At 40.0% G+C, this 25,344-nt stretch carries 24 protein-coding genes; 6 read left to right on the top strand and 18 right to left on the bottom strand.

Going from position 1 to position 25,344, the window contains the following annotated elements:
• Positions 1-46: 46 nt before the first annotated feature.
• Both EZ444_RS07450 and EZ444_RS07445 read right to left on the bottom strand, forming a co-directional pair.
• Positions 47-1,342 (bottom strand): c-type cytochrome, encoded by a 1,296-nt coding sequence (locus tag EZ444_RS07450; protein WP_131608098.1) that lies wholly within the window; start codon positions 1,340-1,342, stop codon positions 47-49.
• A 253-nt stretch (positions 1,343-1,595) separates the two neighbouring features.
• Positions 1,596-2,576: a deoxyhypusine synthase family protein gene (locus EZ444_RS07445; protein WP_131608097.1), complete on the bottom strand. Its 981-nt coding sequence runs from the start codon at positions 2,574-2,576 to the stop codon at positions 1,596-1,598.
• 116 nt (positions 2,577-2,692) lie between these two features.
• On the opposite strand from EZ444_RS07445, the gene EZ444_RS07440 reads away from it, so the two are divergent.
• Positions 2,693-3,823: a BamA/TamA family outer membrane protein gene (locus EZ444_RS07440; protein WP_131608096.1), complete on the top strand. Its 1,131-nt coding sequence runs from the start codon at positions 2,693-2,695 to the stop codon at positions 3,821-3,823.
• Positions 3,824-3,835: 12 nt separating this feature from the next.
• Here the strand turns inward: EZ444_RS07440 and EZ444_RS07435 are convergent, their stop codons facing one another.
• On the bottom strand, positions 3,836-4,636 hold the full coding sequence (locus tag EZ444_RS07435) for an O-methyltransferase (RefSeq protein ID WP_225874663.1): 801 nt from the start codon (positions 4,634-4,636) through the stop codon (positions 3,836-3,838).
• 18 nt (positions 4,637-4,654) lie between these two features.
• Between EZ444_RS07435 and EZ444_RS07430 the strand changes: the two genes are divergently transcribed.
• Entirely contained in the window at positions 4,655-5,524 is an 870-nt protein-coding gene (locus tag EZ444_RS07430; protein WP_131608095.1) for a transglutaminase-like domain-containing protein, read from the top strand.
• On the opposite strand, the gene EZ444_RS07425 is transcribed toward EZ444_RS07430, so the two are convergent.
• The 3 genes from EZ444_RS07425 to EZ444_RS07415 all read right to left on the bottom strand — a co-directional run bounded on the left by EZ444_RS07425 (position 5,519) and on the right by EZ444_RS07415 (position 8,090).
• Complete coding sequence (locus EZ444_RS07425) at positions 5,519-6,430, bottom strand: alpha/beta hydrolase (RefSeq protein ID WP_131608094.1); 912 nt, start codon at positions 6,428-6,430, stop codon at positions 5,519-5,521. The genes EZ444_RS07430 and EZ444_RS07425 overlap by 6 nt on opposite strands.
• A gap of 2 nt (positions 6,431-6,432) precedes the next feature.
• A protein-coding gene (gene prfB, locus EZ444_RS07420; protein WP_131608093.1) for a peptide chain release factor 2 occupies positions 6,433-7,507 on the bottom strand; the annotation gives its coding sequence in 2 pieces (ribosomal slippage) (positions 6,433-7,446 and positions 7,448-7,507; 1,074 coding nt in all).
• An 88-nt stretch (positions 7,508-7,595) separates the two neighbouring features.
• Positions 7,596-8,090 (bottom strand): DUF937 domain-containing protein, encoded by a 495-nt coding sequence (locus EZ444_RS07415; RefSeq protein ID WP_131608092.1) that lies wholly within the window; start codon positions 8,088-8,090, stop codon positions 7,596-7,598.
• Positions 8,091-8,252: 162 nt separating this feature from the next.
• Between EZ444_RS07415 and pgi the strand changes: the two genes are divergently transcribed.
• Together pgi and EZ444_RS07405 are read left to right on the top strand one after the other, a co-directional pair.
• Positions 8,253-9,899, top strand: a complete 1,647-nt coding sequence (gene pgi, locus EZ444_RS07410) for a glucose-6-phosphate isomerase (protein WP_131608091.1) — start codon at positions 8,253-8,255, stop codon at positions 9,897-9,899.
• A 171-nt stretch (positions 9,900-10,070) separates the two neighbouring features.
• Positions 10,071-10,601, top strand: a complete 531-nt coding sequence (locus EZ444_RS07405) for a DUF4251 domain-containing protein (RefSeq protein ID WP_131608090.1) — start codon at positions 10,071-10,073, stop codon at positions 10,599-10,601.
• A 71-nt stretch (positions 10,602-10,672) separates the two neighbouring features.
• On the opposite strand, the gene EZ444_RS07400 is transcribed toward EZ444_RS07405, so the two are convergent.
• From EZ444_RS07400 to EZ444_RS07350, 11 genes are all read right to left on the bottom strand, one after another.
• Complete coding sequence (locus EZ444_RS07400; RefSeq protein WP_225874662.1) at positions 10,673-11,725, bottom strand: glutaminyl-peptide cyclotransferase; 1,053 nt, start codon at positions 11,723-11,725, stop codon at positions 10,673-10,675.
• A gap of 19 nt (positions 11,726-11,744) precedes the next feature.
• Positions 11,745-12,107, bottom strand: coding sequence for a YraN family protein (locus tag EZ444_RS07395; protein ID WP_131608088.1), 363 nt, complete (start codon positions 12,105-12,107; stop codon positions 11,745-11,747).
• A 2-nt stretch (positions 12,108-12,109) separates the two neighbouring features.
• Positions 12,110-14,098 (bottom strand): DNA primase, encoded by a 1,989-nt coding sequence (dnaG, locus tag EZ444_RS07390; protein ID WP_131608087.1) that lies wholly within the window; start codon positions 14,096-14,098, stop codon positions 12,110-12,112.
• Between the two features lie 76 nt (positions 14,099-14,174).
• Positions 14,175-14,852 (bottom strand): SGNH/GDSL hydrolase family protein, encoded by a 678-nt coding sequence (locus EZ444_RS07385; RefSeq protein WP_225874661.1) that lies wholly within the window; start codon positions 14,850-14,852, stop codon positions 14,175-14,177.
• Between the two features lie 44 nt (positions 14,853-14,896).
• Positions 14,897-15,835 carry a hypothetical protein gene (locus EZ444_RS07380; protein WP_131608086.1) on the bottom strand — a complete coding sequence of 313 codons (939 nt, stop codon included), beginning with the start codon at positions 15,833-15,835 and terminating at the stop codon, positions 14,897-14,899.
• The gene (locus EZ444_RS07375) at positions 15,835-17,022 is read right to left on the bottom strand and encodes a M20 metallopeptidase family protein (RefSeq protein WP_131608085.1); all 1,188 of its coding nucleotides are present in this window, start codon (positions 17,020-17,022) and stop codon (positions 15,835-15,837) included. Before EZ444_RS07375 ends, EZ444_RS07380 begins: the two co-directional genes overlap by 1 nt.
• Positions 17,012-17,470 (bottom strand): SPOR domain-containing protein, encoded by a 459-nt coding sequence (locus tag EZ444_RS07370; RefSeq protein ID WP_165503551.1) that lies wholly within the window; start codon positions 17,468-17,470, stop codon positions 17,012-17,014. The genes EZ444_RS07375 and EZ444_RS07370 overlap by 11 nt, the downstream gene beginning before the upstream one ends.
• A gap of 66 nt (positions 17,471-17,536) precedes the next feature.
• Positions 17,537-20,845 (bottom strand): preprotein translocase subunit SecA, encoded by a 3,309-nt coding sequence (secA, locus tag EZ444_RS07365; RefSeq protein ID WP_131608084.1) that lies wholly within the window; start codon positions 20,843-20,845, stop codon positions 17,537-17,539.
• A gap of 156 nt (positions 20,846-21,001) precedes the next feature.
• Positions 21,002-21,301 (bottom strand): hypothetical protein, encoded by a 300-nt coding sequence (locus EZ444_RS07360; RefSeq protein ID WP_131608083.1) that lies wholly within the window; start codon positions 21,299-21,301, stop codon positions 21,002-21,004.
• Between the two features lie 119 nt (positions 21,302-21,420).
• Entirely contained in the window at positions 21,421-22,047 is a 627-nt protein-coding gene (locus EZ444_RS07355) for a hypothetical protein (RefSeq protein ID WP_131608082.1), read from the bottom strand.
• Positions 22,034-22,537, bottom strand: coding sequence for an RNA polymerase sigma factor (locus EZ444_RS07350; protein ID WP_205945225.1), 504 nt, complete (start codon positions 22,535-22,537; stop codon positions 22,034-22,036). Before EZ444_RS07350 ends, EZ444_RS07355 begins: the two co-directional genes overlap by 14 nt.
• A 117-nt stretch (positions 22,538-22,654) precedes the next feature.
• On the opposite strand from EZ444_RS07350, the gene EZ444_RS07345 reads away from it, so the two are divergent.
• Together EZ444_RS07345 and EZ444_RS07340 are read left to right on the top strand one after the other, a co-directional pair.
• Positions 22,655-23,551 carry a LysR family transcriptional regulator gene (locus tag EZ444_RS07345; RefSeq protein WP_131608081.1) on the top strand — a complete coding sequence of 299 codons (897 nt, stop codon included), beginning with the start codon at positions 22,655-22,657 and terminating at the stop codon, positions 23,549-23,551.
• Between the two features lie 74 nt (positions 23,552-23,625).
• Complete coding sequence (locus tag EZ444_RS07340) at positions 23,626-24,573, top strand: YeiH family protein (protein ID WP_131608080.1); 948 nt, start codon at positions 23,626-23,628, stop codon at positions 24,571-24,573.
• Positions 24,574-24,759: 186 nt separating this feature from the next.
• On the opposite strand, the gene EZ444_RS07335 is transcribed toward EZ444_RS07340, so the two are convergent.
• Entirely contained in the window at positions 24,760-25,290 is a 531-nt protein-coding gene (locus EZ444_RS07335) for a hypothetical protein (protein ID WP_131608079.1), read from the bottom strand.
• Between the last annotated feature and the right edge of the window lie 54 nt (positions 25,291-25,344).

Below are 25,344 nucleotides of genomic sequence, written 5' to 3'. Positions count from 1 at the left end.
TTAAGCTATATTACTGTTATCGAACGTTCTTTGTTATTAAACTCTATTAATAGTGACATTTACCACACTCTAAACCACCTAGCAATGCAGGAGTGATTTTCTCGCCTTTTTTGATTTTCTCATGGGCTTCGATCACTTTAGTATAGAATGCGTTGTCTTTACCTGAAACCTCTGCATCTTTATGACAGTTGATACACCATTTCATGGTTAGTGGAGAAAATTGATAAATTTCTTCCATTGTATCTACCGGACCGTGACATGCAAAACATACAGGCTCGTTAGGTTTTAAACCTCTTTCTTTTCTGATGGCTTCTTCACCAACTACAACGTGTTGTGAGTGATTGAAGTAAGCAAAATCAGGCAAGTTGTGTACACGTACCCACTCAACCGGTTTTTCTTTCGATTTATCGTAAGTAAGCGTATTCGGATCATAACCGATAGCGGTGTAGATTTTTTGAATCTCAGGAGAAATCTCTCCGTTATACTTTTCAGTAGCTTGTACAGATTTGTGACAGTTCATACAAACGTTAACTGATGGAATAGAAGCATTTTTAGATTTAAATGCACCAGAGTGACAATATTGACAATCAATCTGATTAACCCCAGCGTGTAACTCGTGAGAGAATTTGATAGGTTGTACCGGTTGGTAACCAGTATGTACACCTGTATCCCACATTCCCATCCAGCCAAATGAACCTAAGGTTACAATTAAACATAGGATGAAGAAGAATACAAACTTCTTGTTCTTAAACATTCTACGTGTGCCGTCTGCAAAAGAAACTGGTTCTTCTTCAACAACCTCAACGCCTTGTTTCTTAAGAATCAAACGCTCTAACATTTTCACTGCACGGCCTAAAACAACCAATACAACGATAGAGATGATGATAATTAAGGCAACCCCTGCGATAGAGAATGACGAAACTTCGTCAGAACCCGCTGCTACAGCTGCACCCGCTGCCGCTTCTTTTTTCGGCTCGCCTGCTTTTGCGTAAGCAATTACACTTTTAATCTGCTCGTCAGTCAACGTTGGAAACGTTGTCATTTCAGCAGGAGAGAATTTCGATGCCTCGATCGCAGTTTTATCACCGGCGTCAACTAATGACTTCCAGTTTCTAATCCACTTGATGGCGAAAGCTTCATCCAGCTCGGTCAGCTTTGGTGTTAATGCTGGACCAGTACTGTTACGGTCCAATTGGTGACAAGAAGCACATTTATCTTTAAATATTTTTCTTCCCTCCACTACATCTTGTGCTTGTGTTGCAGAAACGATTAAAACAGATAGAGCCGTAAACATGAACGCCGACTTCCAAACTCTTCTAATGATCAATGAGATATCCCTCATAATGAGTATTTTATGCTATTTTTTAAAAAACTTTATAACCGTTATTGATGTTTAAACCCAAGGCCTTCACCAAAACGTCCACAAAAGTAAAATTTATTAACGTACCAATGACAAAGAAATGACAGTAAATACAATTTATAATCAATCTAAATAATGCCCTTTTAATGCTTTAAACAAAGAAAATCACCAATTTCTTGCAAAAATTGGTGATCATCCAAAGGCAACAGAATATTACCTCATTTGTTATTTTGAATTACATTTTTAATATCCATGCAAATATCAGTGGAGCCACTATAGTTGCATCAGACTCCACAATAAATTTAGGCGTATCGATATCTAACTTACCCCAGGTAATCTTCTCATTAGGCACTGCACCAGAATAAGAACCATATGAAGTAGTCGAATCCGAAATCTGGCAGAAGTAGCTCCAGAACGGAATATTAGGCATTTCCATATCCTGATATAGCATCGGTACTACACAGATTGGGAAATCACCAGCAATACCACCACCAATCTGGAAGAAGCCAATTCCTTTACCTTCACTGTTCTTAATATACCAATCAGCTAAATAACCCATATACTCAATACCACCTTTTACAGTCGTCGCTTTTACTTCACCTTTCATTACATAAGAAGCAAAAATATTACCCATTGTCGAATCTTCCCATCCTGGTACTACAATTGGCAAGTTCTTTTCTGCTGCTGCAAGCATCCATGAGTTTTTAGGATCAATCTCATAGTACTGCTCCAAATCACCACTTAACAACATCTTATACATAAACTCATGCGGGAAATAACGCTCTCCAGCTTCTTCTGCATCTTTCCAGATTTTATTGATGTGTTTTTGCAACCTTCTAAATGCCTCCTCTTCCGGAATACAAGTATCCGTAACACGGTTGTAGTGGTTCTCTAATAGATCCCATTCATCCTGTGGACTTAAATCACGATAGTTAGGTACACGTTTATAATGTGAATGTGCAACAAGGTTCATGATATCCTCTTCCAGGTTAGCACCTGTACATGAAATGATGGAAACTTTATCCTGACGGATCATCTCTGCCAGTGAAATACCCAATTCCGCAGTACTCATTGCACCTGCAAGGGTAATCATCATTTTTCCACCTTCATCTAAATGTGTTTCGTATCCTTTAGCCGCATCCATCATAGCTGCTGCATTAAAATGGAGATAATTACGCTCCATAAATTGAGATATCGGTCCTCTTGTTGTACTCATCTTAATCTATTTTGTTATGGCGGCAAAAATAGCTAAATATTATTACTTAAAACTATTTGGCGTTAAACTTGCTCTGCAGACAACGATATTTAAATCCTTTCCACTATTTTAGGCCGATGAAAAGACTTTCCATTTGCACCATATTCGTTTTAATCACTGTAAACGCGATAGGGCAAAAGAAACTGATAGAAAAATACTTATCTAACAAAACTGATACCACCCGCAAAGCGAGCTTCATGCCACTTCCTGTATTCAGGTACAGTCAGGAAATAGGTTTAGAACTCGGATTAGGTTCCCTTTATTCTGTTTATCTGGATAAAAATGATCCTACTAACAGAAGCTCCAACTTCACGGGAATACTCTCCGCCTCTACTAAGGGGCAATACAATGTGTCGTTAAAAAGCGACATCTGGACAAAAAAAAACAAATACCATTACATTGCTGAAGCTAAACTCAGACGTATGCCCTTTAATTTTTACGGCATTGGTAACGAAACTTTGCATACAGATGAAGACCGTTTGGTTCAGGACCAGCTAAAGCTGGTTTTAGAAGCAGCCAAAAAGCTCGCTCCAAATCTGTATACAGGATTTTTACTCGGATTTGAGCATTACAGCTTTAAAGATAAAGAAGTAGGAGGAATCTTCAACACCGACCCACACTTAATTGGTATAGCAGGTGGTAACGTTGTTTATGCTGGCCTTTCTCAAAGTTACGACACCCGAAATTCCAACAACTACCCAACAAAAGGATTTGTAGGAAAAGTAAGTTATCAATATGCCCCCGACTTCTGGGGCGGAGAAAATTTCACAGGAAGTCTCATAAAAGTAAACGCGAGCAGTTTCTGGTCCCTATCCCCTAAGTTGGTCTTTGGTTTAAACGGACTGTTCCATACCATACAAGGTAAAAACACCCCCTTCTATTTATTACCTCAAATGGGCAATGACGAGATGATGAGAGGATATTATACGGGTCGTTATCGTGATAAAAATCTATTAGCTGCACAAGCAGAGCTCAGATACCGATACAACAACCGTCTTGGCGTTGTGATATTTGGTGGCGCCGGACAGGTCTTTGATAATGGCGGATTGGCGATTAAAAGTTTCAAACCTTCCTATGGTGCTGGCGGAAGGTATTTCTTCGATCCCGAAAAGGGTTTAAGTATGCGTTTAGATTATGGCATCGGTGAGAAACGTCCAAATGAAAAACGTCAAACCGGTTTTTACATCAGTCTGGCAGAAGCATTTTAAGCCATTGCAATTTTAAAACTTAATCTTAAAATGCTCTTTTACCTGCCCTTTTCTAAAGTAAACCAATCCTATCCAGAATAAATCAATGGTTACCGTTACATCAGGGTGGTTCTTTATTTCCGTCCAAGCCTCTTTCATGCCCTTGCTCCAGTAAATGTCATCAAAGATCAGTAAGGATCCTTCATGCACCTTAGGCAGACACCATTTAAAATAGTTAAGCGTAGCATCTTTTCTATGGTTGCCATCAATATAAACAAAGTCCAGTTTTTCCCGACCTGCGATAACTTCTGGTAGCAATACATCAAAATTACCGACTTGCAATTCAACATTCTCCAAACCTAACTCCTGGAAATTACGATAAGCGACCTTTGCAGTTTCAGGGCAGCCCTCAATGGTCACCACATCAGCATCTGGACAAGCCTTAGACAAGTAAGCGGTGGTAATACCCAGACAGGTCCCCAACTCTATAATACTCGAAGGGCGACAATCCTTTGCAAGACGATAAATCAGCTGAGCCAAAGCCGGACTTTTCAATGCATTTTTTGCGATCTGTTTTACCTTTTTAGTTCGGCCTTTATTTAAGTGAGACCCTGCCCCAAGGTCTGTAACCGTGATTAATGAATCGTCATTGAAAAGTTTTTTTCGCTGCGCTTCAATATTTTTGTAGTCTATTTTGGAGTTAAAATCGTAAATTACCTCATCAGTAAGTTTATATACAAATGGGGAATGCGTACCGTGTCTGCTTTTAGCAGTCAAGCGATGCTTTAGAAAATCACCGATAAAATTAAATACCATAGCCGCAAAAATAGGCATTCAAAGTTGCATGTTGTAATGGAAAATAGTAAAGAAATAAATGCATTAATAAAACTGCTTGACGACCCCGATCAGGAGGTTTTCGAGCATGTTGAAAAACGCCTGATCGAATATGGAACTCAAGTAGTTGATTATTTAGAAAATCAATGGGAGCATTCTCTAGATACGACACTTCAGGAACGCATAGAAAATATAGTACACAAGATACAATTCAACAGTGTAAAAGAAGACCTTAATTTGTGGTACCATAGCGGGGCATTCGATCTTTTGCAAGGCGCTCTTGCCATTAACCGTTATCAATATCCTGATCTCGACGAACAAAAGCTTATCATTCAGATAGAAGACATAAAAAGAGAGATATGGTTAGGACTACAATACGAAATGAGCTCCATTGAGAAGATAAAGCTCATTAACCATGTATTTTACAACGTGTACGGCTTTAGCGGAAACACCAAAAATCATAACGATCCTCAAAACTCCTATATCAGCCAGGTGCTGGAAAGTAAAAAAGGAAACCAGATATCTCTGGCCATTATCTATTCCACCCTTGCTCAGAAACTGGACATCCCGGTATATGGGGTAAACCTACCTCAGCATTTCATTCTAGGTTATATCGACGAGAGTAAACGTGATGAACAAGAGTTTGGCGTGTTATTTTACATCAATGCTTTTAACAAAGGTGCTATTTTTGGCAAGCACGATGTAGATCAGTTCCTTCGCCAGCTAAACCTTGACCCGCTGCCCGGATTTTATGCGCCATGCAGCAATGTCGAGATCATTAGAAGGATCATTCGCAATCTTATTTCAGCCTACGAAAACCTGGGATCAACAGAAAAAGTTGAGGAGTTGAAACAGCTTCAAGAAATCCTGAACAGTGATAACCTATAAAAACTTATTGACCTTCATCCAATTCTCCAGACTGCTAAACCACTCTTCTTTAGTGGTTTTATTTTTCAGCCCAAAACCATGTCCACCGGCCTGGTAGATATGCAATTCACCCTTAACGTTTGCGTTTACCAAAGCCTGGTTAAATAGAATGCTATTTTGTACCGGAACCGTACGGTCATCATTCGCATGAACCATAAAAGTTGGCGGAGTTTCTGCATTTACATGCTTATCATTAGAAAAATATACTTTTAGCGCTTCATCATTACCAACCAAATTCTTAGCCGAGCCAGCATGGGCAGATTCAGTAAATGAAATGACCGGATACATTAAAATTGAAAAATCAGGACGAAGACTAACACCCTCCTTATCTTCAATTTTAACATCTTTATAATGTACGGTTAAACTTGAGGCAAGATGTCCACCTGCCGAAAAACCCATTATACCTATTTTTGATGGATCGACACCCCATTTACCTGCATCTTTTCTTACCCGGTACATGGCCTGTTCCACATCCTGCAGCGGCCCTATAGATCTATTCTCCATAATTGCGTCACTAGGCAAACGATATTTAAGTACAAAAGCGGTTACTCCTATTGAGGCGAACTTTTCCCCAATCTGATAGCCCTCATGGCCCATAGCCAATCCTGAATAACCACCACCGGGACAAACGATCACAGCAGTTCCATTCGCCTTCCCTTTTTCAGGCCGATATACCGTAAGTGTCGGTACTGACACCTTTGTGATGCCAGCTCCTCTTTCCCCACGATCCACGGTCAGCTCCTGATAATCCGCTGGTGTTGGCTTCGCTCCAGGAATTTTCCCAGAATAAAGTGGTAATACCTCCTGGGCCAACAGCCCATTTACAGATAACATTAACGTCATGAATAGTCCGCTTAAATACTTCATTTTTAAAACTCCATTAAATATGCTTTCAAAAAGTCATTCAACTCCCCATCTAGCACAGCTTGAGGGTTTGAAGACTGGAAATTTGTTCGGTGATCTTTTACCCGTCTATCATCCAGCACATAGCTTCTAATTTGCGAGCCCCACTCTATTTTCTTTTTATTGCCCTCAATTAATGCCGTTGCCTCCATGCGCTTACGCATTTCAGCTTCATATAACTGAGATTTCAATAAACGAATTGCATTCTCTTTGTTTTGTAGTTGAGACCTCGACTCCTGGTTCTTAATAATAATGCCCGAAGGTTTGTGGTGCAAGCGCACGGCAGTCTCCACTTTATTTACATTTTGTCCACCCGCTCCACCGGAACGGAATGTTTCAAACTCGATCTCTGAGTCTTTTACTTCAATCTCAATTGTATCATCCACCAAAGGATAGACATAAACAGAGGCAAAAGAAGTATGCCTACGGGCATTCGAATCAAAAGGAGAAATTCTTACCAAACGATGAACACCGTTCTCCCCCTTTAGGTAGCCATAAGCAAACTCACCAGAGAACTGTAACGTTACAGATTTAATACCTGCAACCTCACCCTCCTGAGAATCTTGTTCCGTAATTTTATAGCCGTTCTTTTCACCCCACATCATATACATACGCATCAGCATATAGGCCCAGTCGCAGCTTTCGGTTCCACCTGCTCCCGCAGTAATTTGCATTACGGCAGGCAACTGATCCTCCTTACTTTTTAACATATTTTTGAGTTCCAGATCCTCGATGGCTTTTAAACAGAGCTGATATTGCTCATCCATCTCTTCCTCCGTTGCGTCTCCACTTTGAAGGAAATCAAAAAGCACCTGTGTATCTTCCAGCAAGGCGTTTGCCTTTTGCCAGGCATCGGTCCATACCTTTTTAGCATTAATCTCTGCTATATGCCTTTCCGCTTTCTTAGGATCATCCCAAAAATTCGGCTGCAAGGTAAGCTCCTGTTCAATACGAATGTCTTCTAGTCGATTATCAACGTCAAAGATACCTCCTCAGCGACGTTACCCTGTCCCTTAAATCCTGAATTTGTTCTTTTGTCATAAAGACAAATATATAATATTTATCATACAAAAAGGGTTGAATCAAAAGTACTTTCGATCCAACCCTTTTGCAATTTTATGTTGTTACCTTAGCTAAAAAGGCCCTTCAATTTATCAACGACACCCCCTCCAGCTTCACCTTCCTTACCCCCACTGAAAAGATCGGTAATGTCCGACAACTGGAACTTACCATCAGGTCCTGATATTTTACTAATCACATCCTGAATATCAAATGAACTATCATTCGGGTCATTAGTCTTATTTACAAACTTCCCAACAATAGAAGGGATTACTGACGCTGCAATATTTTTAGCCGACTCCAAATTGATCCCCATTCCGGCCAACTTCTCGGTAAAACCAGTTGTAGCATCCTGCGCAACCGAACTGCCTTCTGCATTTCCGCCCTTAAAAGCATCAACAAGGCTGCTTAGGTTACCAGAAGATAGATGTTGCTTAATTGCATCAACAATTGACCCCGAAGCAGCAGAAATAGCAGCTTCATTTTGCTCGTTAGGCACATCACTATTGTTCACAATAGCGTCCTGAACATTTTCCTTAACCAATTGATTTAAATTCTCTAACATAGATATTTTTTTAAAGGTTTTTATAATCTAATATACCATTAATAATCCGTCCTTTATAGCAAACGTAACAGCAGCCTATTCTGTTTTAGAATATTGACTAAATAAGTAGATAGGACTTTATGAAATAAAATAAACTATTACATTTACAAAAACATTAACATTATGCTACCTACAGTAAACTTCACAGAAACCGCTGCGTATAAATACCTTGCCGATCATTTCATCGACATCAACAAGAAAAGTATTAAAGACCTTTTCACAGAAGATGAAGCTCGATTTGACAAATTCTCTCTTTTATTTGAAGACATCCTGGTAGATTATTCTAAAAATAGAATAGACGACACCACCATTGCATTGCTCATCCAACTGGCTAGAGAATGCAAGCTAGACGAAGCCATTAAAGCGATGTTTAGCGGCGAAAAGATCAACCAAACAGAAGGCAGACAGGTACTTCACATCGCCTTACGCGATCAAAGTAACGATGAAATTTTGGTAGAAGGTAAAAACGTAATACCTGAAGTATATAAGGTGCTTGATAAAATGGAGAAGTTCAGCCAGCAGATCATCTCCGGAAGCTGGAAAGGATATACCGGAAAAGCCATTACTGATGTAGTAAATATTGGTATCGGAGGTTCTGATTTAGGTCCTGTTATGGTTACCGAAGCCTTAAAAGCATACAAGAATCACCTCAATATGCATTTCGTATCCAATATCGATGGTACGCACATTGCAGAAACACTTAAAAAGGTAGATCCTGAAACAACATTGTTCCTAATCGCCTCTAAAACTTTCACTACACAGGAAACCATGACTAACGCCAATACTGCGCGCGACTGGTTCCTTGAAAATGGTGCAAAAAAGGAAGATATAGCCAAACATTTCGCTGCATTATCTACCAATGCAAAAGATGTATCGGCATTTGGTATTGATACCGAAAACATGTTCGAATTCTGGGACTGGGTAGGCGGTAGATATTCTTTGTGGAGCGCTATCGGCCTTCCCATTGCCTTAAGCATCGGTTACGACAACTTTAAACAGTTGCTTGCTGGCGCGCATGCTGCAGATCAACATTTTGAAAGCGCCGAGTTCGAGATCAATGTACCGGTAATATTGGCACTAATTGGTGTATGGTACGTCAACTTCTTTGATGCAGAAACACAGGCCATTTTACCTTACGATCAATACATGCATCGTTTTGCAGCTTATTTCCAACAGGGAGATATGGAAAGCAATGGCAAACATGTAGACCGTAATGGAAATGATGTGACTTATGAAACTGGCCCAATTATATGGGGCGAGCCTGGAACAAACGGACAACACGCGTTCTATCAGCTCATTCATCAGGGTACACGCATTATTCCATGCGATTTTATTGCCCCAGCGCAAAGCTTAAACCCCATAGGAAATCATCACCCTATCCTACTTTCAAACTTCTTTGCACAAACGGAAGCCTTGATGAATGGTAAAACTAAAGAAGAAGTCGTTGCCGAACTAAAGAAAGAGGGTAAATCTGATGCAGAAATAGACAAACTGGCTCCATTCAAGGTATTTGAAGGAAACAGACCAACCAACTCTATCCTATTGAAAAAAGTCACCCCTTACAGCCTTGGAACCCTGATTGCCATATATGAACATAAGATATTTGTACAGGGCATTATCTGGAATATATTCAGTTTCGATCAATGGGGTGTGGAATTGGGCAAGCAACTTGCAAAAAGCATCCTACCAGAACTAGCTAGCGATGCGGCTATTACCTCTCATGATGGATCTACCAATGGTCTCATCAATCAGTATAAAAGCTGGAGATAAAAGCATTAAACTTTTTTAATGATTTTTTGTTCTATTACAATATATTACCTAATACAACATTAAGAATAAATGCCTGCACGATTTATGGAAAATAGCTTGTGCAGGCATCCTAATTAAAAGGAAACAGTTAATCTGTACTTATAATATTGTAAAATCATTAAAAAACATAAGATGAAAGCAATTAAAAACATTTTAGTAGCAGCCACATTGCTGATTGCGGTGCAGGCAAATGCACAAACAGACAAAGAAACTACGATTAAGGTAATTAACAACCAGCATTACGTTTTCAATGCTACGTCTGCAATGCCAATGGCTAATAATGATGTTAATCGAGTGCTTAGCAGAATGCCAGGGGGCGCAGGCGGTGGAATGATCCAGCTTAGCGGATCGCAATACCAGCTTATTGTGACTAAGGATAGCGTAGAATCTTACTTACCCTATTACGGAAGGGCTTATACCGCAACCATGAACCCTGATGATGCTGGTATTAAATTCAAGTCTAAAAAATTCACCTATAAAGCTGAAAAAAAGAAAAAAGGTTCATGGTTAATCAGCATGAACTTTAAGGACACCAAAGACACCCAATCTATGATCTTAAATGTGTCTGAGAATGGCTATGCAACACTTAGTGTGAATAGCAATAATAGGCAGTCAATAACCTTTAACGGCTTCATAAGCGAACCTAAGGAGAAAAAGAAATAATACCGATATAAGGATGACGATGGAGTATACAAAAATGGCCTTGCAAATCTGCAAGGCCATTTTTGTATCCCTTATTTTTTAGCTACCAGCTTTACTTCAAACATCTTTGGCCATTTCTTTCCGGTTACAAACAACCTTTTCCCTGCACTATCCCAAGCTATACCGTTCAATACGTTATTTGCGCGATCATTGTCGGTCTTAAAGTAATCAACTGGGAGCAAGCCCGAAAAATCAATCTGCTGCTCTATAACACCTGTTTTAGGATCAATTACGACAATAATATTCTTGGTATACACATTGGCGTAAATCTTACCACCAATGTACTCTAACTCATTCAGCGAATCCATCGGTCCGTTGTTATCATACACCTCAATAGCGGATTCTTCCCTATATGTATCCTTGTTCAGGAACCAGAGCTTATTTGTTCCATCTGACTTGATCAATTGAGTCCCGTCAAAACAAAGACCCCAGCCCTCCGCACTTGACTGATATGGAAACGTAGACAACTGTTTAAATGATTTCGCATCAAATACCAATCCCAAATGGCTTTCCCAAGTCAACATAATCACTTTATCACCGACCAGACTTGATCCTTCGCCAAAATACTGGTCATCCAATTTAATCTGTTGCAATACTTTTCCAGATTTCACATCCACCCAACGCAATGTCGAATGTTTCTCCTGTCCGGTACTTTCCAAAAACCTTCCATTATGATATTCCAGCCCCTGTATGTAGGCCGAAGTATCGTGCGGCATCGTATTCACAATCTGATAGCCATAAAGTGCGGGTTTAACCGCCGATTTAAGCTCTATGTTAATCGTTAAGGTATCTTTTGCGGCCCCATCATCTACAATCGCAGTAACCAGTTTATAACCTAAAGAAAGGTCCGTAGTACTTACAGAAATCGCTTCTGCATTATTTTTTACACCTACCTCTTTACCATCTAATAAATAGGTTGCAGAACTAAGTTTTGTCCCTTCAGGAACATCTAATTCAATCTTTACCTGATCTCCAAGTCCAAAAGACTGACCTTGCTCGGGCAGCTTAAATGAAAAAGTCGGAGTCGATGATCTCTCCTTACAAGAAACTGTAAACAATAAACTAAACGATAAGCAACTCAACATTGCTCTACTAAATATACTTTTAACTTGGCCAGAATGCATCTTCAATATGATTAATTTTATAAAGGTCTTTATTTTCAAAAACAATTGCAATAACGTCAAAACGAATCTCCCCCTCATGCTGCTTCATCTCTATATAGGCTGATGAGGCAAACTCAAGTTGCTTTTCTTTTTTATAATCCACAAACTCTTCCGGATGCCCATAATCCACAGAACTTCTTGTTTTCACTTCTACAAAAACTAGCGTCCCCTGTTGGTCTGCAATCACATCAACCTCTGCCCTTGCACATTTCCAGTTCGTATTTAAAATCTTGTACCCAGAGTCTTCCAAATAAGCTATTGCGATTTCTTCGCCCCGTTTGCCAAGATCATTGTGTGTTGCCATTCCTATTTTAAGATCGTAATTCCTAAATGCTTAGAGATTTCCTTTTCCACACCTTTCATTGCCATAAACTTATGCATTAAGATTTCTAAGTTCGCCGGATCTGCTTCCGTTTTAATTTCGTTGGCAATATCGGAAAGAATTCCAGCTATTTTTGCTTTTTTCAGGTGAAATAAACCACCCAAAATAGTCGATTTTAGATTTACACTTTCATCTTTAACATAAATATCATGCTTGTGCTCCCAATTCTCACTTAAAGAATAAGGCGATGTAGAAAGTGTAATCGCCAGGTCAGCAACATCACGGTCCTTACTCTGTATAAATTGACTGGCAACAGGCAAGTGTCCATTCTCAATTTCGGCTCTATACGTCTCAATGATAAGACCACAAAGCTTATCTTGAAAAACTACATCCGTTAAATTCTGGATAATGAACGATCCGATATACATATTATCAATACCGCCCCAGGTAACCAGTTCGTGTCCAAAAGCCAACAATAGCCGTACAATTTCCTTTTCCTGAACCTCATCAATACTCGTCTCCACAGTTGGAGCAGTGGCCTCATAAGGTCCTGAGGTTTCAAATAAGTTATCTGGCGGCCCATCTTCACAAGGCTGATAAGCGTTGCTTTGATGTTGCTGAAAAGATTGCGTCTGTGGACTTGGCGAATTCCCCGAAGCTTTCTTAAACTTTGCAACCCGCATCTTATTGAGTTCAGAAAGTAAGGTCCTTTCCTCAACCTGCAATAAGCTACTACATTCTCTTATAAAAACCGCAGCCTTAATCTCATCAGGGATCTTGGCAATACTTTCTATAATATCTCTGATGATCCCAGCCCTTTTTATCGGATCGGTACCAGCCTCCTTCATCAAGATGGTGGCTTTATATAGAATAAAGTCCCTACGAGTGGTTTCTATGTACTTTTTAAACTCTCCCGCCCCTACATGGTGCATGTAAGAATCAGGATCATGACCATCCGGGAAAAGTACCACTTTAACATTCAGGCCTTCTTCCAGGATCATATCCAATCCACGCAAAGAAGCTTTGATCCCCGCAGCATCCCCATCGTAAAGAATGGTTACATTTTGCGTAAACCTTCCAATCAGTCGGATTTGTTCGGTAGTTAAAGACGTTCCTGATGAGGCCACTACGTTCTCTATTCCTGCCTGATGGACAGCAAGTACATCCGCATAACCTTCCACCAAGTAACAATTGTCAAACTCCCTAATGGACTTCTTCGCATGATACAAACCATACAGCACATTAGATTTATGGTAAATATCGCTCTCCGGAGAGTTTACGTACTTTGGAACATTCTTATCTGTCTTTAAGGTCCGACCTCCAAAACCGATTACCCTACCGGTAAAGTTATGGATCGGAAACAATACACGACCTCTAAAGCGGTCGTACAACTTGCCTTTATCATTTCTGATGGCCAGTCCTGTTTTCTCCAGGTATTCTTCTCTATGCCCAGCACCAACAGCACTGTTAATCAGCGCATCCCAGGAATCAGGCGAATAGCCCACCTGGAACTTCTTAAGAATATCCTCCCTAAAACCACGCTCTTTGAAATAGCTTAAGCCTATTGCACGGCCATCACTACCTGTCCATAACTCATTAGAGAAATAGTTAGCAGCATACTCCGAAACAATGTAAAGGCTTTCCCGTGCGTTTTGGGCTTCAATATTTTGGGGCGACTGTACCGTCTCCTCTACTTCAATATTGTATTTCTGTGCAAGGTACTTTAGCGCTTCCGGGTAAGAATACTTCTCGTGGTCCATAATAAAATGGACAGAGTCTCCCCCTTTACCGCAACCAAAGCACTTATAAATCCCTTTAGTAACCGAAACGTTAAAAGAGGGTGTTTTCTCATTATGAAAAGGGCAGTTTCCAATTAAACTGGTACCCCGCTTTTTTAGCGCAACAAAGTCACCCACCACCTCTTCAATACGGGCGGTGTCCATTATTTTGCTTATGGTATCCTGGTTAATCATTCTCGCTTAAATCTCTGTTCTATTTACCATTTTTCATTTTATAGCGGCTGTCTTTCCCAACAGCCGCTGCAATAACTTATTTCACTAAAGGCAGTAAAGCGTCTGCTAAAGTCCGGTTTCCTTTATCATTCAAATGTACCCCGTCAGAAGTTAAAATACCTTTTGCCAAATCCTCTGGATTGTTTGCCATATCGTAATCCGTAAACAGCTTTCTCAAATCAGCAATTGGAAGATTATTCTTTGCCGCTAACTCTCTTACTGCGGCCGAGTATTTATCCAACTCCGTATCCATTACATTTGCGCCGTTCTTTTTCTCGCCGATCACAGCGGGTGTGCAAAGCACAACCTTAGCGCCGCCAGCCTGTATTTTATTAATCAGACCTTGATAAAATTTAACAAACTTATCATAGTCAGTACCCGTTTTAGAGGTCAACTTATGCCAAACATCATTCACTCCGATGTAAATCACCACCAGGTCTGGCTTTTTATTCAGTACATCATCCTCCATTCTCAGGTATAGATCATATACTTTATTACCGCCAATACCGGCACCAATAATTTCATATTTAGCAGGATCTAAATCCTTTTTTATCAAATCAACATAACCGCCCGGCTTTATTCCAGCCGCGGTAATGGAGTCGCCAAAGAAAATAATTTTTTTAGACTTACTTTTCATCGCAGAGAAAAGCACCGCCAAGATTAGTGCAGGCAACAACAACAATAATTTAAAAGAAGATTTCATCATTAGGTTCATTATATATGGTTTAGGGGTTAAATAACTACGACTAAGTTAAAAAATTACTTCCCTTTTCCAAGACGGTAATCTCTTTGCAATACCAGCACACTTGCTTTTTCCGGCTTCTTCATTGGAACATTCCAATTGCCTTGATAGCTCACCTTAGCCGGCAACTTCTCCTCCCCAAAATAACCCATTTCAATATTCATTTGTACATTAAAATCAAAAAGCATATTGCTGTATTTCATATCTACATAACGACCTAAAATTTCAAAGTTGCGTTTATCAAAAATCGTTGTTAGCTCTTTAATCATCAGCCCATCCTTAGTCCAATTGCTTAGATCAGGCTTTACTGTAACCTTAAAACGGTAGACAGGAATAGAATCCAGATAGGTCCCGCTGAAAAAGCTATAATCATAATACTGCCGCATATTGGCTGTAAAGATCTCTGTTTTGCTTCCTATAAAAGGCAAACCCTTAACCGGTCGACCGGGAGAAAAGATCAACGTTTTCAGTTTATCCTTATATCCGGCAATGGCCCCGTCAGACTTTCCCACAGCAGATTCTGAAGAATAGGAAGACTGATAAGCATTCATAAAAATGTAGTCAAACATCTCAACCGTATAAAGATTGTATTTCCCGTTTTTCTTAAAAAGCTTACCGGTGTCTTGCTTTACCAGGTATTCCAACCATGGAGCGGCATTGTTCCGTTTCACCTTACGGTATAAACGTCCGGTTACCTTATTCTTTTTGTCATAGGTATAAATACTATTTTCGGCTACAAAGGAGTACTTCTTCATATTGCGAAAAGCCTGATAGAAGCTCGTATCAGTGGTTACAGCCCTAATAAAAGTCTCCACGCTTAAACGCTCCGAAGTAATGTTTACCGCAGAATCCAGCTGAATGGTTTTAATTGTATCCGGATTAAAGCGGGGAATAACCTGCCCAAAACCATTAAAACACAACATCACAAATGCCGTAAACAAAACTATTTTCTTCATTAATTACCCAGCTGTTTCACTGCCATATAAGCCATTAAGCCTGTCGACAACTTCAAAGCATCCTCGTCAATGTCAAAATTAGGTGTATGTACAGAATAATAGGTATCCTTGGCCTTATTACCGGTACCCAACCTATAGAAACAAGCATCCGTAATTTGCGAGTAATACGCAAAATCTTCCGCAGCCATCCAGATATCCAGATCAAGTACATTTTCCTTACCTAAATAATCTTCAGCACAAGCGCGGGCATTTGCCGTTACCTGCTCTTCATTGATCAAATAAGGATAGCCATCCATGATGGTAAACTCACAACTACCGCCCATGCTTTCGGCAATACCTTCTGCCATTTTCTTCATCAGGCGTTTAGCCTCTTTACGCCATTCTTCATTCAATGTTCTGAAAGTACCTTCCAGTTTTACTTCATTAGGAATGATATTCGTTGCACCATTGGCAATGACTTTACCAAAAGAAAGTACAGATGGCAAACGTGGATCCGCATTTCTGCTCACGATCTGTTGTAAAGCCACAATAATATGCGAAGTAATCAATACAGGATCTATATTTTGGTGTGGTTGTGCACCATGTCCGCCTTTACCGCGAACCGTCACATACAATTCATCTGTAGAAGCCATATAAATACCTGAGCGGAAACCAACCTTACCAGACTCAATCAAAGGCATCACATGCTGCCCTATGATATGCTGAGGCTTAGGATTCTCCAATACGCCTTCTTTAATCATAATGCTTGCCCCACCAGGCAACATCTCTTCTGCAGGTTGAAATATTAGTTTTACTACCCCTCCAAACTCTGCTTTCAGGCTATTCAAAATATAAGCCGTACCCAGCAAAGAAGAGCTATGCACATCATGCCCACAGGCGTGCATAACACCTGGGTTTTTAGAAGTATAAGGCTTATCATTAGCCTCCAATATCGGCAATGCGTCCATATCTGCACGCAAGGCGATGACCTTATCCGAAGGGAGCTCACCCGTAATCAATCCTACAACACCAGTATTAGCCATTTCAGTAAAAGGAATACCCCAGTCTGTCAAAATGCCTTTAATAAATGCCGAAGTCTGAAATTCCTTGAAAGAAAGCTCCGGATTAGCATGCAAATGCTGACGGTAACCAACTATCTGCTCAAAAATATCACCGGAAAGTGCCTGAATCTTATCTTTAATTATCATTGCTGTAATTTAAATTAGGTGCATTAATCTTTTCCCTAAAAATAAATAAGGTAGGGAACATCGGTCTAAGTTCATTCAATAAACGCTGTGCTTCCAGCCGCGTCCTGAAATCGCCAACCCGTAAATAATAATTTGGTTGCTTATAAGTAATGTAGGTATTTAACTCAGGGTAGCTTGCATTGAACTTACTCTGCTCGTTAAAAACCTCACGCCTGTCAGATCCATAAAAGATCTGAACCCGGTATCCCATTTGCGAAACAATTGTTGTTCCCGGCTTAGCACCCACCGCGCCCGAAGGGCTAGTAGCTGTAGACTTTAGGCTCAACTCTATGCGTTTGGCAATTAAACTGTCTATCATAGGGTCCTTTACTACCGAAACCACCCCCCTTGTTTGGGCAAATGCCATAGTAGAAAAACAACACAATAAACCAGTTAACAATTTCTTCATGAAAGGATATAAAAAAAGAATGCCGAATTCTTTACAAAACTCGGCATTCTATATGTTTAATACAAATTACAATCCTGCACCGTGGCAGTTTTTGTATTTCTTACCGCTACCACAAGGGCAAAGGTCGTTTCTACCTACAGTAACTTCTTTACGTATTGGTTGTTGAGGGGCTAGTTCACGGGTATCATCCATGACATCAGCAGTGCTACTTGACTGTCCAAACTCAGGCTTAGACATTTTCAATTTGCTTGGTGCAGGTCTTGGCGCCTGTGCTTCTCTGATATCATTAGGGTCTGCCTGTACAGGAATTCCGCCTTTGTATAAGAAGCTTACTACCTCTTTGTTCACCGCATTCAGCATGTTTTTGAACAAGTTAAAGGCTTCCATTTTATAAATGATCAATGGATCTTTCTGCTCGTAAACTGCATTTTGTACCGACTGCTTCAACTCATCCATCTCACGTAAATGCTCTTTCCATGATTCGTCGATCAAGGCCAACACAATCGTTTTTTCAAACGACTTGGTAATCTCACGACCACCATTGTCTATCGCCTTTTTAAGGCTAACAGGCACTTGGATGCTACGTAGTCCATCTGTAAATGGAACAACGATTTGTTCAATCTGCTCACCACGTTCAGCAAATACCTGGTTCAATACCGGCATCGCCTGACTGATAATTGCATCTGATTTCCTTGCATAGAAAGCCGTAACCTCTTCAAACAATCTATCCGTTAAATGATGAATACCTTTAGAGGTGAATTCTCCTTCATCAATAGCTGTATCAGCAGAGAAGTTTTTAATTACTTCCAGTTTAAACCCTTCGTAATTGCCTTCTTCTTTATATTCAGTAACGATATCTTCAGCAACATCAAATGTCATATTGCTCATATCTACGTCCAAACGATCGCCAAACAAGGCATTTCTACGTTTCGAATAGATCACCGTACGTTGTGAGTTCATTACATCATCATACTCTAACAAACGCTTACGAATACCAAAGTTGTTCTCTTCAACTTTCTTCTGTGCACGTTCAATAGATTTGGTAATCATCGAATGCTGAATCACCTCACCGTCCTCAATACCCATCTTCACCATGATGCTAGAGATCCTTTCAGATCCGAATAATCGCATTAAGTTATCTTCAAGAGATACGAAGAATTGAGATGAACCTGGATCACCCTGACGACCAGCACGACCACGCAACTGTCTGTCTACACGACGAGACTCATGACGCTCAGTACCTACAATCGCTAAACCACCAGCATCTTTAACGCCTGGGCCTAATTTAATATCCGTACCACGACCAGCCATGTTGGTTGCAATCGTAACCTGACCTGCCTGACCAGCTTCAGCAACAATATCAGCCTCTTTCTGGTGCATTTTCGCGTTCAACACATTGTGCTTAATTCCACGAAGTTTTAACATTCTACTTAGTAATTCCGAAATCTCTACCGAAGTCGTACCCACCAATACCGGGCGGCCTGCTTGCGTTAGTTTTACAATTTCTTCTGCCACTGCATTGTATTTTTCGCGTACTGTACGGTACACGTAATCTTGATGGTCTTTTCTTGAAATTACTCTGTTCGTAGGAATCTCTACTACATCTAATTTATAGATGGACCAGAACTCACCTGCTTCCGTAGTTGCAGTACCCGTCATACCGCAAAGCTTGTGGTACATTCTAAAGAAGTTCTGTAAAGTAACGGTAGCATAAGTTTGCGAAGCATCTTCTACTTTCACATTCTCTTTAGCCTCAATTGCCTGGTGTAAACCATCAGAATAACGACGACCATCCATAATACGGCCAGTCTGCTCATCAACAATCTTGATCTTTCCTTCGTCAATGATGTATTCTCCATCAATCTCAAACAAAGTATAAGCTTTCAATAACTGGTTTACAGAGTGAATACGTTCCGCTTTGATTGAATAATCGCGCATCAAAGCATCTTTCTTTGCAATTTTCTCTTCGCTGCTTAATGATGATTTCTCGATCTCAGCAATCTCAGTACCTACATCAGGCAATACAAAGAAATGTGCATCCTCACCAGATTTGGTGATCAGCTCAATACCTTTTTCAGTCAATTCAACCTGATTATTTTTCTCATCAATATAGAAGAACAGCTCCGAATCTACCTTAGGCATATTCTTAGACTGATCAGCCATATAATGATTCTCGGTTTTCAATAAGGTTTGTTTTACACTACCCTCACTCAAAAACTTAATCAAGGCTTTATTTTTAGGCAAACCACGGTGTGCACGTAAAAGTGCTAAACCACCTTCACCTTCTTCGGTTCCGGCTTTACCATCATTAATTAATTTCTTAGCTTCATTCAAAGCTCTGGTTACATATTCTTTCTGAGCATTTACCAGACGTTCAATCCTTGGTTTCAACTCATGAAACTCATGTTGATCACCAAAAGGAACTGGTCCAGAAATGATCAAAGGTGTACGGGCATCATCAATCAATACTGAATCGACCTCATCCACCATGGCAAAATGCAACTTACGTTGTACCAGTTGGTCTGGAGTCTGCGACATGTTGTCACGCAGATAATCAAAACCAAATTCGTTATTGGTACCATAAGTAATGTCAGCCAGATAAGCATTTCTACGCTCTTGTGAGTTTGGCTCATGCTTATCAATACAATCTACCGAGATACCATGGAACTCAAATAAAGGACCATTCCACTCCGAGTCACGACGAGCAAGGTAATCATTCACCGTTACGATGTGTACACCTTGTCCAGCTAATGCATTTAGGTATGCAGGCAATGTACTTACTAAGGTTTTACCCTCACCAGTAGCCATCTCGGCAATTTTACCACTATGCAACACCATACCACCGATCAACTGTACATCATAATGTACCATATTCCAAATCACCTCCACACCGGCAGCTTCCCAACGGTTTGACCAAAGTGCTTTATCACCTTGAATTACTACATTTTTCTTACGCGCAGCATAATCACGGTCAAACTGTGTAGCCGTAACCTCTAATGTTTCATTTTCAGACAGACGTCTCGAAGTTTCTTTAACTACAGCAAAGGCTTCTGGCAAGATCTCCTGCAAAACCACCTCTAGTTCTTTATCACGGTCTTTAATCAAAGCATCGATCTGATCGTACAAAGCTGTTTTTTCAGCTAATGACAATGTCTGACTTTCACCATCGGCTTTTAAACCCGCAATTTTACCATCAATTCCCGCTAATGTTTTAGCAATAACATCCTTAAAGTATACTGTTTTATTACGCAGCTCATCATTACTTAATGACGACAGCTTTGCATATTCTTCGTTTATTTTTACGACAATCGGCTGTAATGCCTTTATATCTCTTTCTGATTTGCTTCCAAAAATCTTGGTTAAAAATCCTAACATATTATGTTTTGTGTTTATATTTCTTTTAAAATGATCAAATTACAACAACCAAGCCATGTAGCCAAATGAGCCACAATGTCAGTTGCAGGGTACGAAAAGTACAGCATACACTATACTTGGGGCGGTTAGCCCGTATTTTATTTAAGAGGGAGTGGGTTAGGGACTGTTATTTTTAGTCTGCTCTTTTATCGTCAGATCGACTATAACATAATTATTGATCCTTTGTTTTTCAATCTTTTTCTCAGGTAACAAACCTATTGAGGTCAATTCACTGGCAGACAAAAAGAAAGGATGTCTCTGGTCATCAGGCAAATTCAACCTGACAGATGCTGCATCTTTGTCTATCTGCTGACTGTTACAAAACTTCGTTACCAGGCGCAATCCTTCAACCCGATCAGCCTTTGCAAGGTTGGTCAGACTAAAAAAGACTAACGAAAGAGTAACAATATGTTTCATGTTGGCGGCAAAAAATTAGTTAATATGCAATGCTCCAGCCCCCAAATCTAATTTTAATCTTTTAAATAATGAAATTCAGGACTCACAAATTACATTACCAGCCCTCTAAATCCAATCATTTATTGAGGATTTAGTTCTCTCAATTCCTCAAGATCTGCTCTGAAGCCTTTTTCTTCTTCTCCCAAATTAGGCCAATTCGGCTTTTTCCCAGCGTAATAAAATGAAAAAACGATCAAGGCACAGAAAACCAGTACAGAAAAAACTGCAGGCCATACTCCATACTTAGGTATATCGGTTATAATACGCGAAAAAGATAGCAGTATAGACGAAAAGAACGTAACCATGACCGTATATTTAAGAAACCCTCTGTATTTTACATAAACGGCAATGATCTGCAACAACGCTTCCTGTAGGTTTTGCCTGTCCAGACTTACTTCATTAAGCGACAGGCGTGCTCTGAACAAAAATATCGCCATCCCGATACAACTTAGTGTTAAAGCTGCAAGTGGCAGGTACTGTGCCCTTGAGGTATAATCAAATGGATTCCCGAAAAAACAAAATGCAAGGCATACGGTGTAAAACAAAAAAAGACATATCATCCCGGTATACCGCCTGCTAATCCCGGCTATTCTTGACACAGACCTTTCCCTAATCATACTTGCAATCACCTTCTGGTTAATTTCTTCTGTAGCCTGTAATCTACTGTCATACTCCAGCCATGCTGTTTTCAACTCATCTAAGTTCATAACGATCTGATTTAATTATTTTTTCCAGCTTTATTTTAATCCTATTGATCCGCACCCCGACATTACTCTTGCTGATCCCAATGATCTCACTAATTTCTTCGTAATTTTTCTCTTCCAGGTATAGCAGAATGATTGCCCTTTCTATCTCTGTCAGGCATAAAATAGCACGATTTAACATCGATATCTGCTCATCATTATCAGAAAAGGTACTCATATCCGGAATCTGAAACTCTTCGCCTGACAATGACATCCGCTCAGGCCTTTTACTTTCTTTTCTAAAAATGGTGATTGCAGTATTCAAAGCAACCCGGTACATCCAGGTACTTTGCTTCGACTCCGATCTGAAGGATGGAAATGCTTTCCAAAGCTGTAACACAATCTCTTGGAACAGGTCGTTCTTATCTTCCTGATTTGCGCCATAGAGGTTACATACCTTGAATATGATTCCGCGATGTGTGTTTATCATTTCGACGAATACCTTTTCCATCATTTTTCAATTTGCACAATAAGTCGCAGAACCCTTTAGGAAATTACACATTCGCTAAAATTTCTCTTGAGTTTAAATTGTGGTGATTTAGTAATTTCGCATATTTGCTAGAAAAACCACATGTCCGATTTCCGTTTAGCTGTTTTTCATACTGTTGCCAAAAGACTTAGCTTCACCAAAGCTGCCGAAGAATTATTCATTAGTCAGCCTGCCGTTACGAAGCATATCCATGAGCTAGAACAGGAATATGACAGCAAATTATTTGACCGTAATGGAAATACCATCAAGCTTACCCCGGCAGGAAACCTATTGTTAAAACATGCAGAAACCGTTTTTGCCATTTATAGGGCTATAGATTTCGACATGAATGCCCTACAACAAAAAGACAAGGGATTGTTGCACCTCGGCGCGAGTACAACCATATCCCAATATATCATTGCCCCAATTCTAGCTGGCTTTAAAAAGAAATTTGCCGAGATTGAATTAAAGCTGATTACCGGCAATACAGAACAAATAGAAAAAGCATTAATCGACAAAGAGATTGAACTTGGAATTGTAGAAGGGCAGTCGAAAAATCAGGAGATTAGCTATTCCGACTTCATCAAAGATGAGATCGTATTGGTTTGTCATAAAGACCACCCCCTTGCAAAAACTACCGAGATTGAGGCTTCAGCACTTCCTTCGTACAACTTTATTGTGCGTGAACAAGGATCTGGAACACGTCAGGTGATTGATCATGCATTAAAAACTCAGGGCCTAAATTTATCCGACCTACCGGTCGAAATCCAGCTAGGCAACACCGAAAGTATCAAAGCCTACCTATTACACTCTACAGCAGTAGCCTTTTTATCTATCCATGCGATTAGCAGAGAGCTATTAAGTGGAGAGTTACGTATCATAGAGATAAAAGACATCAGTATAACCCGGAACTTCTATTTCATTCATCTTAAGGGCAAATCAGACCCCATTGCAGAGAAAATGATGCGGTTTGCAAGGCTGCATTATAACTTGAAGTAATGTCGGATAAACATTCGGAATAACAATACCCCAGCTGACCAAGGTATTTTTGCGGTATTAAATCTGCAATACGAATGGAATACCCTATAAAACATCTCAGTCAGAAAATCATCTTTATAACCGCAGCAGTACTTTCCTTGCTCCCATTTATCTCCCCAGCTATTGCTCTATTAATGGGACTGGTCCTGGCGCAAGTAATGGAGCACCCCTATGCTGCTGCAAGTCAAAAAGCAACACATATTTTATTAAAGATTTCGGTTATAGGTCTGGGCTTTGGAATGAACATCTTTAGCACTATCGAAGCAGGTAAAGAAGGTATATTATTTACCGTTGCCTCCATCTTTGGCGTATTAACCATTGGCTACCTCATCGGAAGATTGCTAAAAATAGACTTTAAAACTTCTTCTTTAATCTCCGCCGGAACTGCAATCTGCGGTGGAAGTGCCATCGCAGCCCTTTCCCCAGTCATGAAAGCCAATCCAAAACAGATTTCTGTTGCGCTAGGAACGGTATTTATTCTCAACTCCATAGCCCTATTCCTTTTTCCGGTGATTGGCCACTTGTTTCACCTTTCACAAACTCAATTTGGCCTGTGGTGTGCTATTGCTATCCACGATACCAGTTCAGTTGTAGGTGCAGCAAGTAAATATGGCGAACAGGCGCTTCAAATAGCGACTACAGTAAAACTGGCGAGAGCATTATGGATCATCCCAGTATCCCTTGCAGCTACTTATTTCTTTAAAACTGACAGAACTAAAATGCAGGTTCCTTATTTTATTGGATTATTTATTCTGGCCACCCTCGCAAATACTTACATACCAGTTGTTGCCAAAGCGGGGCCGTATTTAGTTGACTTTGCCAAAGCTGGGCTAAGCTTAACCTTATTCCTCATCGGTTCCGGCTTATCGTTTAAAACCTTTAAAAGTGTTGGTATTAGTCCGCTTGTTCAGGGCACTGTCTTATGGATATTGATATCAATTGCTAGTCTTTGTACGATTATGGTGTTGAACCGGATTAATTAGCTGAACTTAAAGATCGCCATATAATCTTTAAGTTCCTTAATACCATGCTCCCCAAAAAGAAATCTAAGAATTCTTTAAGCGCAATATTATTGCATTACAGCGACTTTTACTTTACACAATAGGCAGACCAAGTGCTTGGCTTTGTTTTTATCTAATCTTAGCCAACCCATAAATGTTTTTTTATCACTATTTCTCCTCTTCCATTGGCAGGTCTAAATAGGTAATCAACAAACTGGTTGCCGCAAAAATTTTACCATTCTTCAAATAGATAACAAAATGGCTATATCCATACCAAGGCAACACAGATGATCTAGGCTCCGCCTTTGTTGATATAGCTACACCTAAAGCAATAACAGATTTAGCTGCCTGAAAAGAAGCGCCCATACTTCCAGTTATTTGACTTCCGTCTGTTTGAGCTAAAATAGAATCAGTCTGACTTTCGCCTAACAACAGAACTGCTGCTCCTGCAAGATCCAACCCATAAGTACCCAAGCCTATTGCATCTGCGAGAGCATTATCAGCCTTAGATATAATATGAGTTTTCCCACTTACAGAGGTTGTGATCTGGGAGGAGAAAGCACCAACGCTTCCTTTGATAAAAGAATGTTTAAGCCGATGCAACAGATAGAAGGACTCTTTGATGATGACAAGTCTCACCTGATTGCCATCATTGGCGCTTTTATCCGGGATTCCAATACCAGAAAAGAATACAATCAATAAACAACAGAGCCCAGTTTACAACCAGGCTCTGAGATTATATTTTTAGGGTGG

It is taken from the genome of Pedobacter hiemivivus, assembly GCF_004331685.1.
GTDB classification, from domain to species: Bacteria; Bacteroidota; Bacteroidia; order Sphingobacteriales; family Sphingobacteriaceae; genus Pedobacter; species Pedobacter hiemivivus.
The sequence above is the reverse complement of the archived record's forward strand: the minus strand, read 5'-3'. Positions and strand labels throughout refer to the sequence as shown.

Coding starts and splice junctions, on each gene's coding strand:
- EZ444_RS07445 (WP_131608097.1), bottom strand. CDS start 2,576: ATGAGTACAACAAGAGGACCGATATCTCAATTTATGGAGCGTAATTAT.
- EZ444_RS07370 (WP_165503551.1), bottom strand. CDS start 17,470: ATGAAGAAATTGTTAACTGGTTTATTGTGTTGTTTTTCTACTATGGCA.
- pgi (WP_131608091.1), top strand. CDS start 8,253: ATGCTACCTACAGTAAACTTCACAGAAACCGCTGCGTATAAATACCTT.
- EZ444_RS07350 (WP_205945225.1), bottom strand. CDS start 22,537: ATGATGGAAAAGGTATTCGTCGAAATGATAAACACACATCGCGGAATC.
- EZ444_RS07380 (WP_131608086.1), bottom strand. CDS start 15,835: ATGAAGAAAATAGTTTTGTTTACGGCATTTGTGATGTTGTGTTTTAAT.
- EZ444_RS07345 (WP_131608081.1), top strand. CDS start 22,655: ATGTCCGATTTCCGTTTAGCTGTTTTTCATACTGTTGCCAAAAGACTT.
- EZ444_RS07400 (WP_225874662.1), bottom strand. CDS start 11,725: ATGTTGAGTTGCTTATCGTTTAGTTTATTGTTTACAGTTTCTTGTAAG.
- EZ444_RS07450 (WP_131608098.1), bottom strand. CDS start 1,342: ATGAGGGATATCTCATTGATCATTAGAAGAGTTTGGAAGTCGGCGTTC.
- EZ444_RS07430 (WP_131608095.1), top strand. CDS start 4,655: ATGGAAAATAGTAAAGAAATAAATGCATTAATAAAACTGCTTGACGAC.
- secA (WP_131608084.1), bottom strand. CDS start 20,845: ATGTTAGGATTTTTAACCAAGATTTTTGGAAGCAAATCAGAAAGAGAT.
- EZ444_RS07440 (WP_131608096.1), top strand. CDS start 2,693: ATGAAAAGACTTTCCATTTGCACCATATTCGTTTTAATCACTGTAAAC.
- EZ444_RS07340 (WP_131608080.1), top strand. CDS start 23,626: ATGGAATACCCTATAAAACATCTCAGTCAGAAAATCATCTTTATAACC.
- EZ444_RS07395 (WP_131608088.1), bottom strand. CDS start 12,107: ATGGCAACACACAATGATCTTGGCAAACGGGGCGAAGAAATCGCAATA.
- EZ444_RS07415 (WP_131608092.1), bottom strand. CDS start 8,090: ATGTTAGAGAATTTAAATCAATTGGTTAAGGAAAATGTTCAGGACGCT.
- EZ444_RS07425 (WP_131608094.1), bottom strand. CDS start 6,430: ATGAAGTATTTAAGCGGACTATTCATGACGTTAATGTTATCTGTAAAT.
- EZ444_RS07405 (WP_131608090.1), top strand. CDS start 10,071: ATGAAAGCAATTAAAAACATTTTAGTAGCAGCCACATTGCTGATTGCG.
- dnaG (WP_131608087.1), bottom strand. CDS start 14,098: ATGATTAACCAGGATACCATAAGCAAAATAATGGACACCGCCCGTATT.
- EZ444_RS07355 (WP_131608082.1), bottom strand. CDS start 22,047: ATGAACTTAGATGAGTTGAAAACAGCATGGCTGGAGTATGACAGTAGA.
- EZ444_RS07385 (WP_225874661.1), bottom strand. CDS start 14,852: ATGAACCTAATGATGAAATCTTCTTTTAAATTATTGTTGTTGTTGCCT.
- EZ444_RS07375 (WP_131608085.1), bottom strand. CDS start 17,022: ATGATAATTAAAGATAAGATTCAGGCACTTTCCGGTGATATTTTTGAG.
- EZ444_RS07435 (WP_225874663.1), bottom strand. CDS start 4,636: ATGCCTATTTTTGCGGCTATGGTATTTAATTTTATCGGTGATTTTCTA.
- EZ444_RS07360 (WP_131608083.1), bottom strand. CDS start 21,301: ATGAAACATATTGTTACTCTTTCGTTAGTCTTTTTTAGTCTGACCAAC.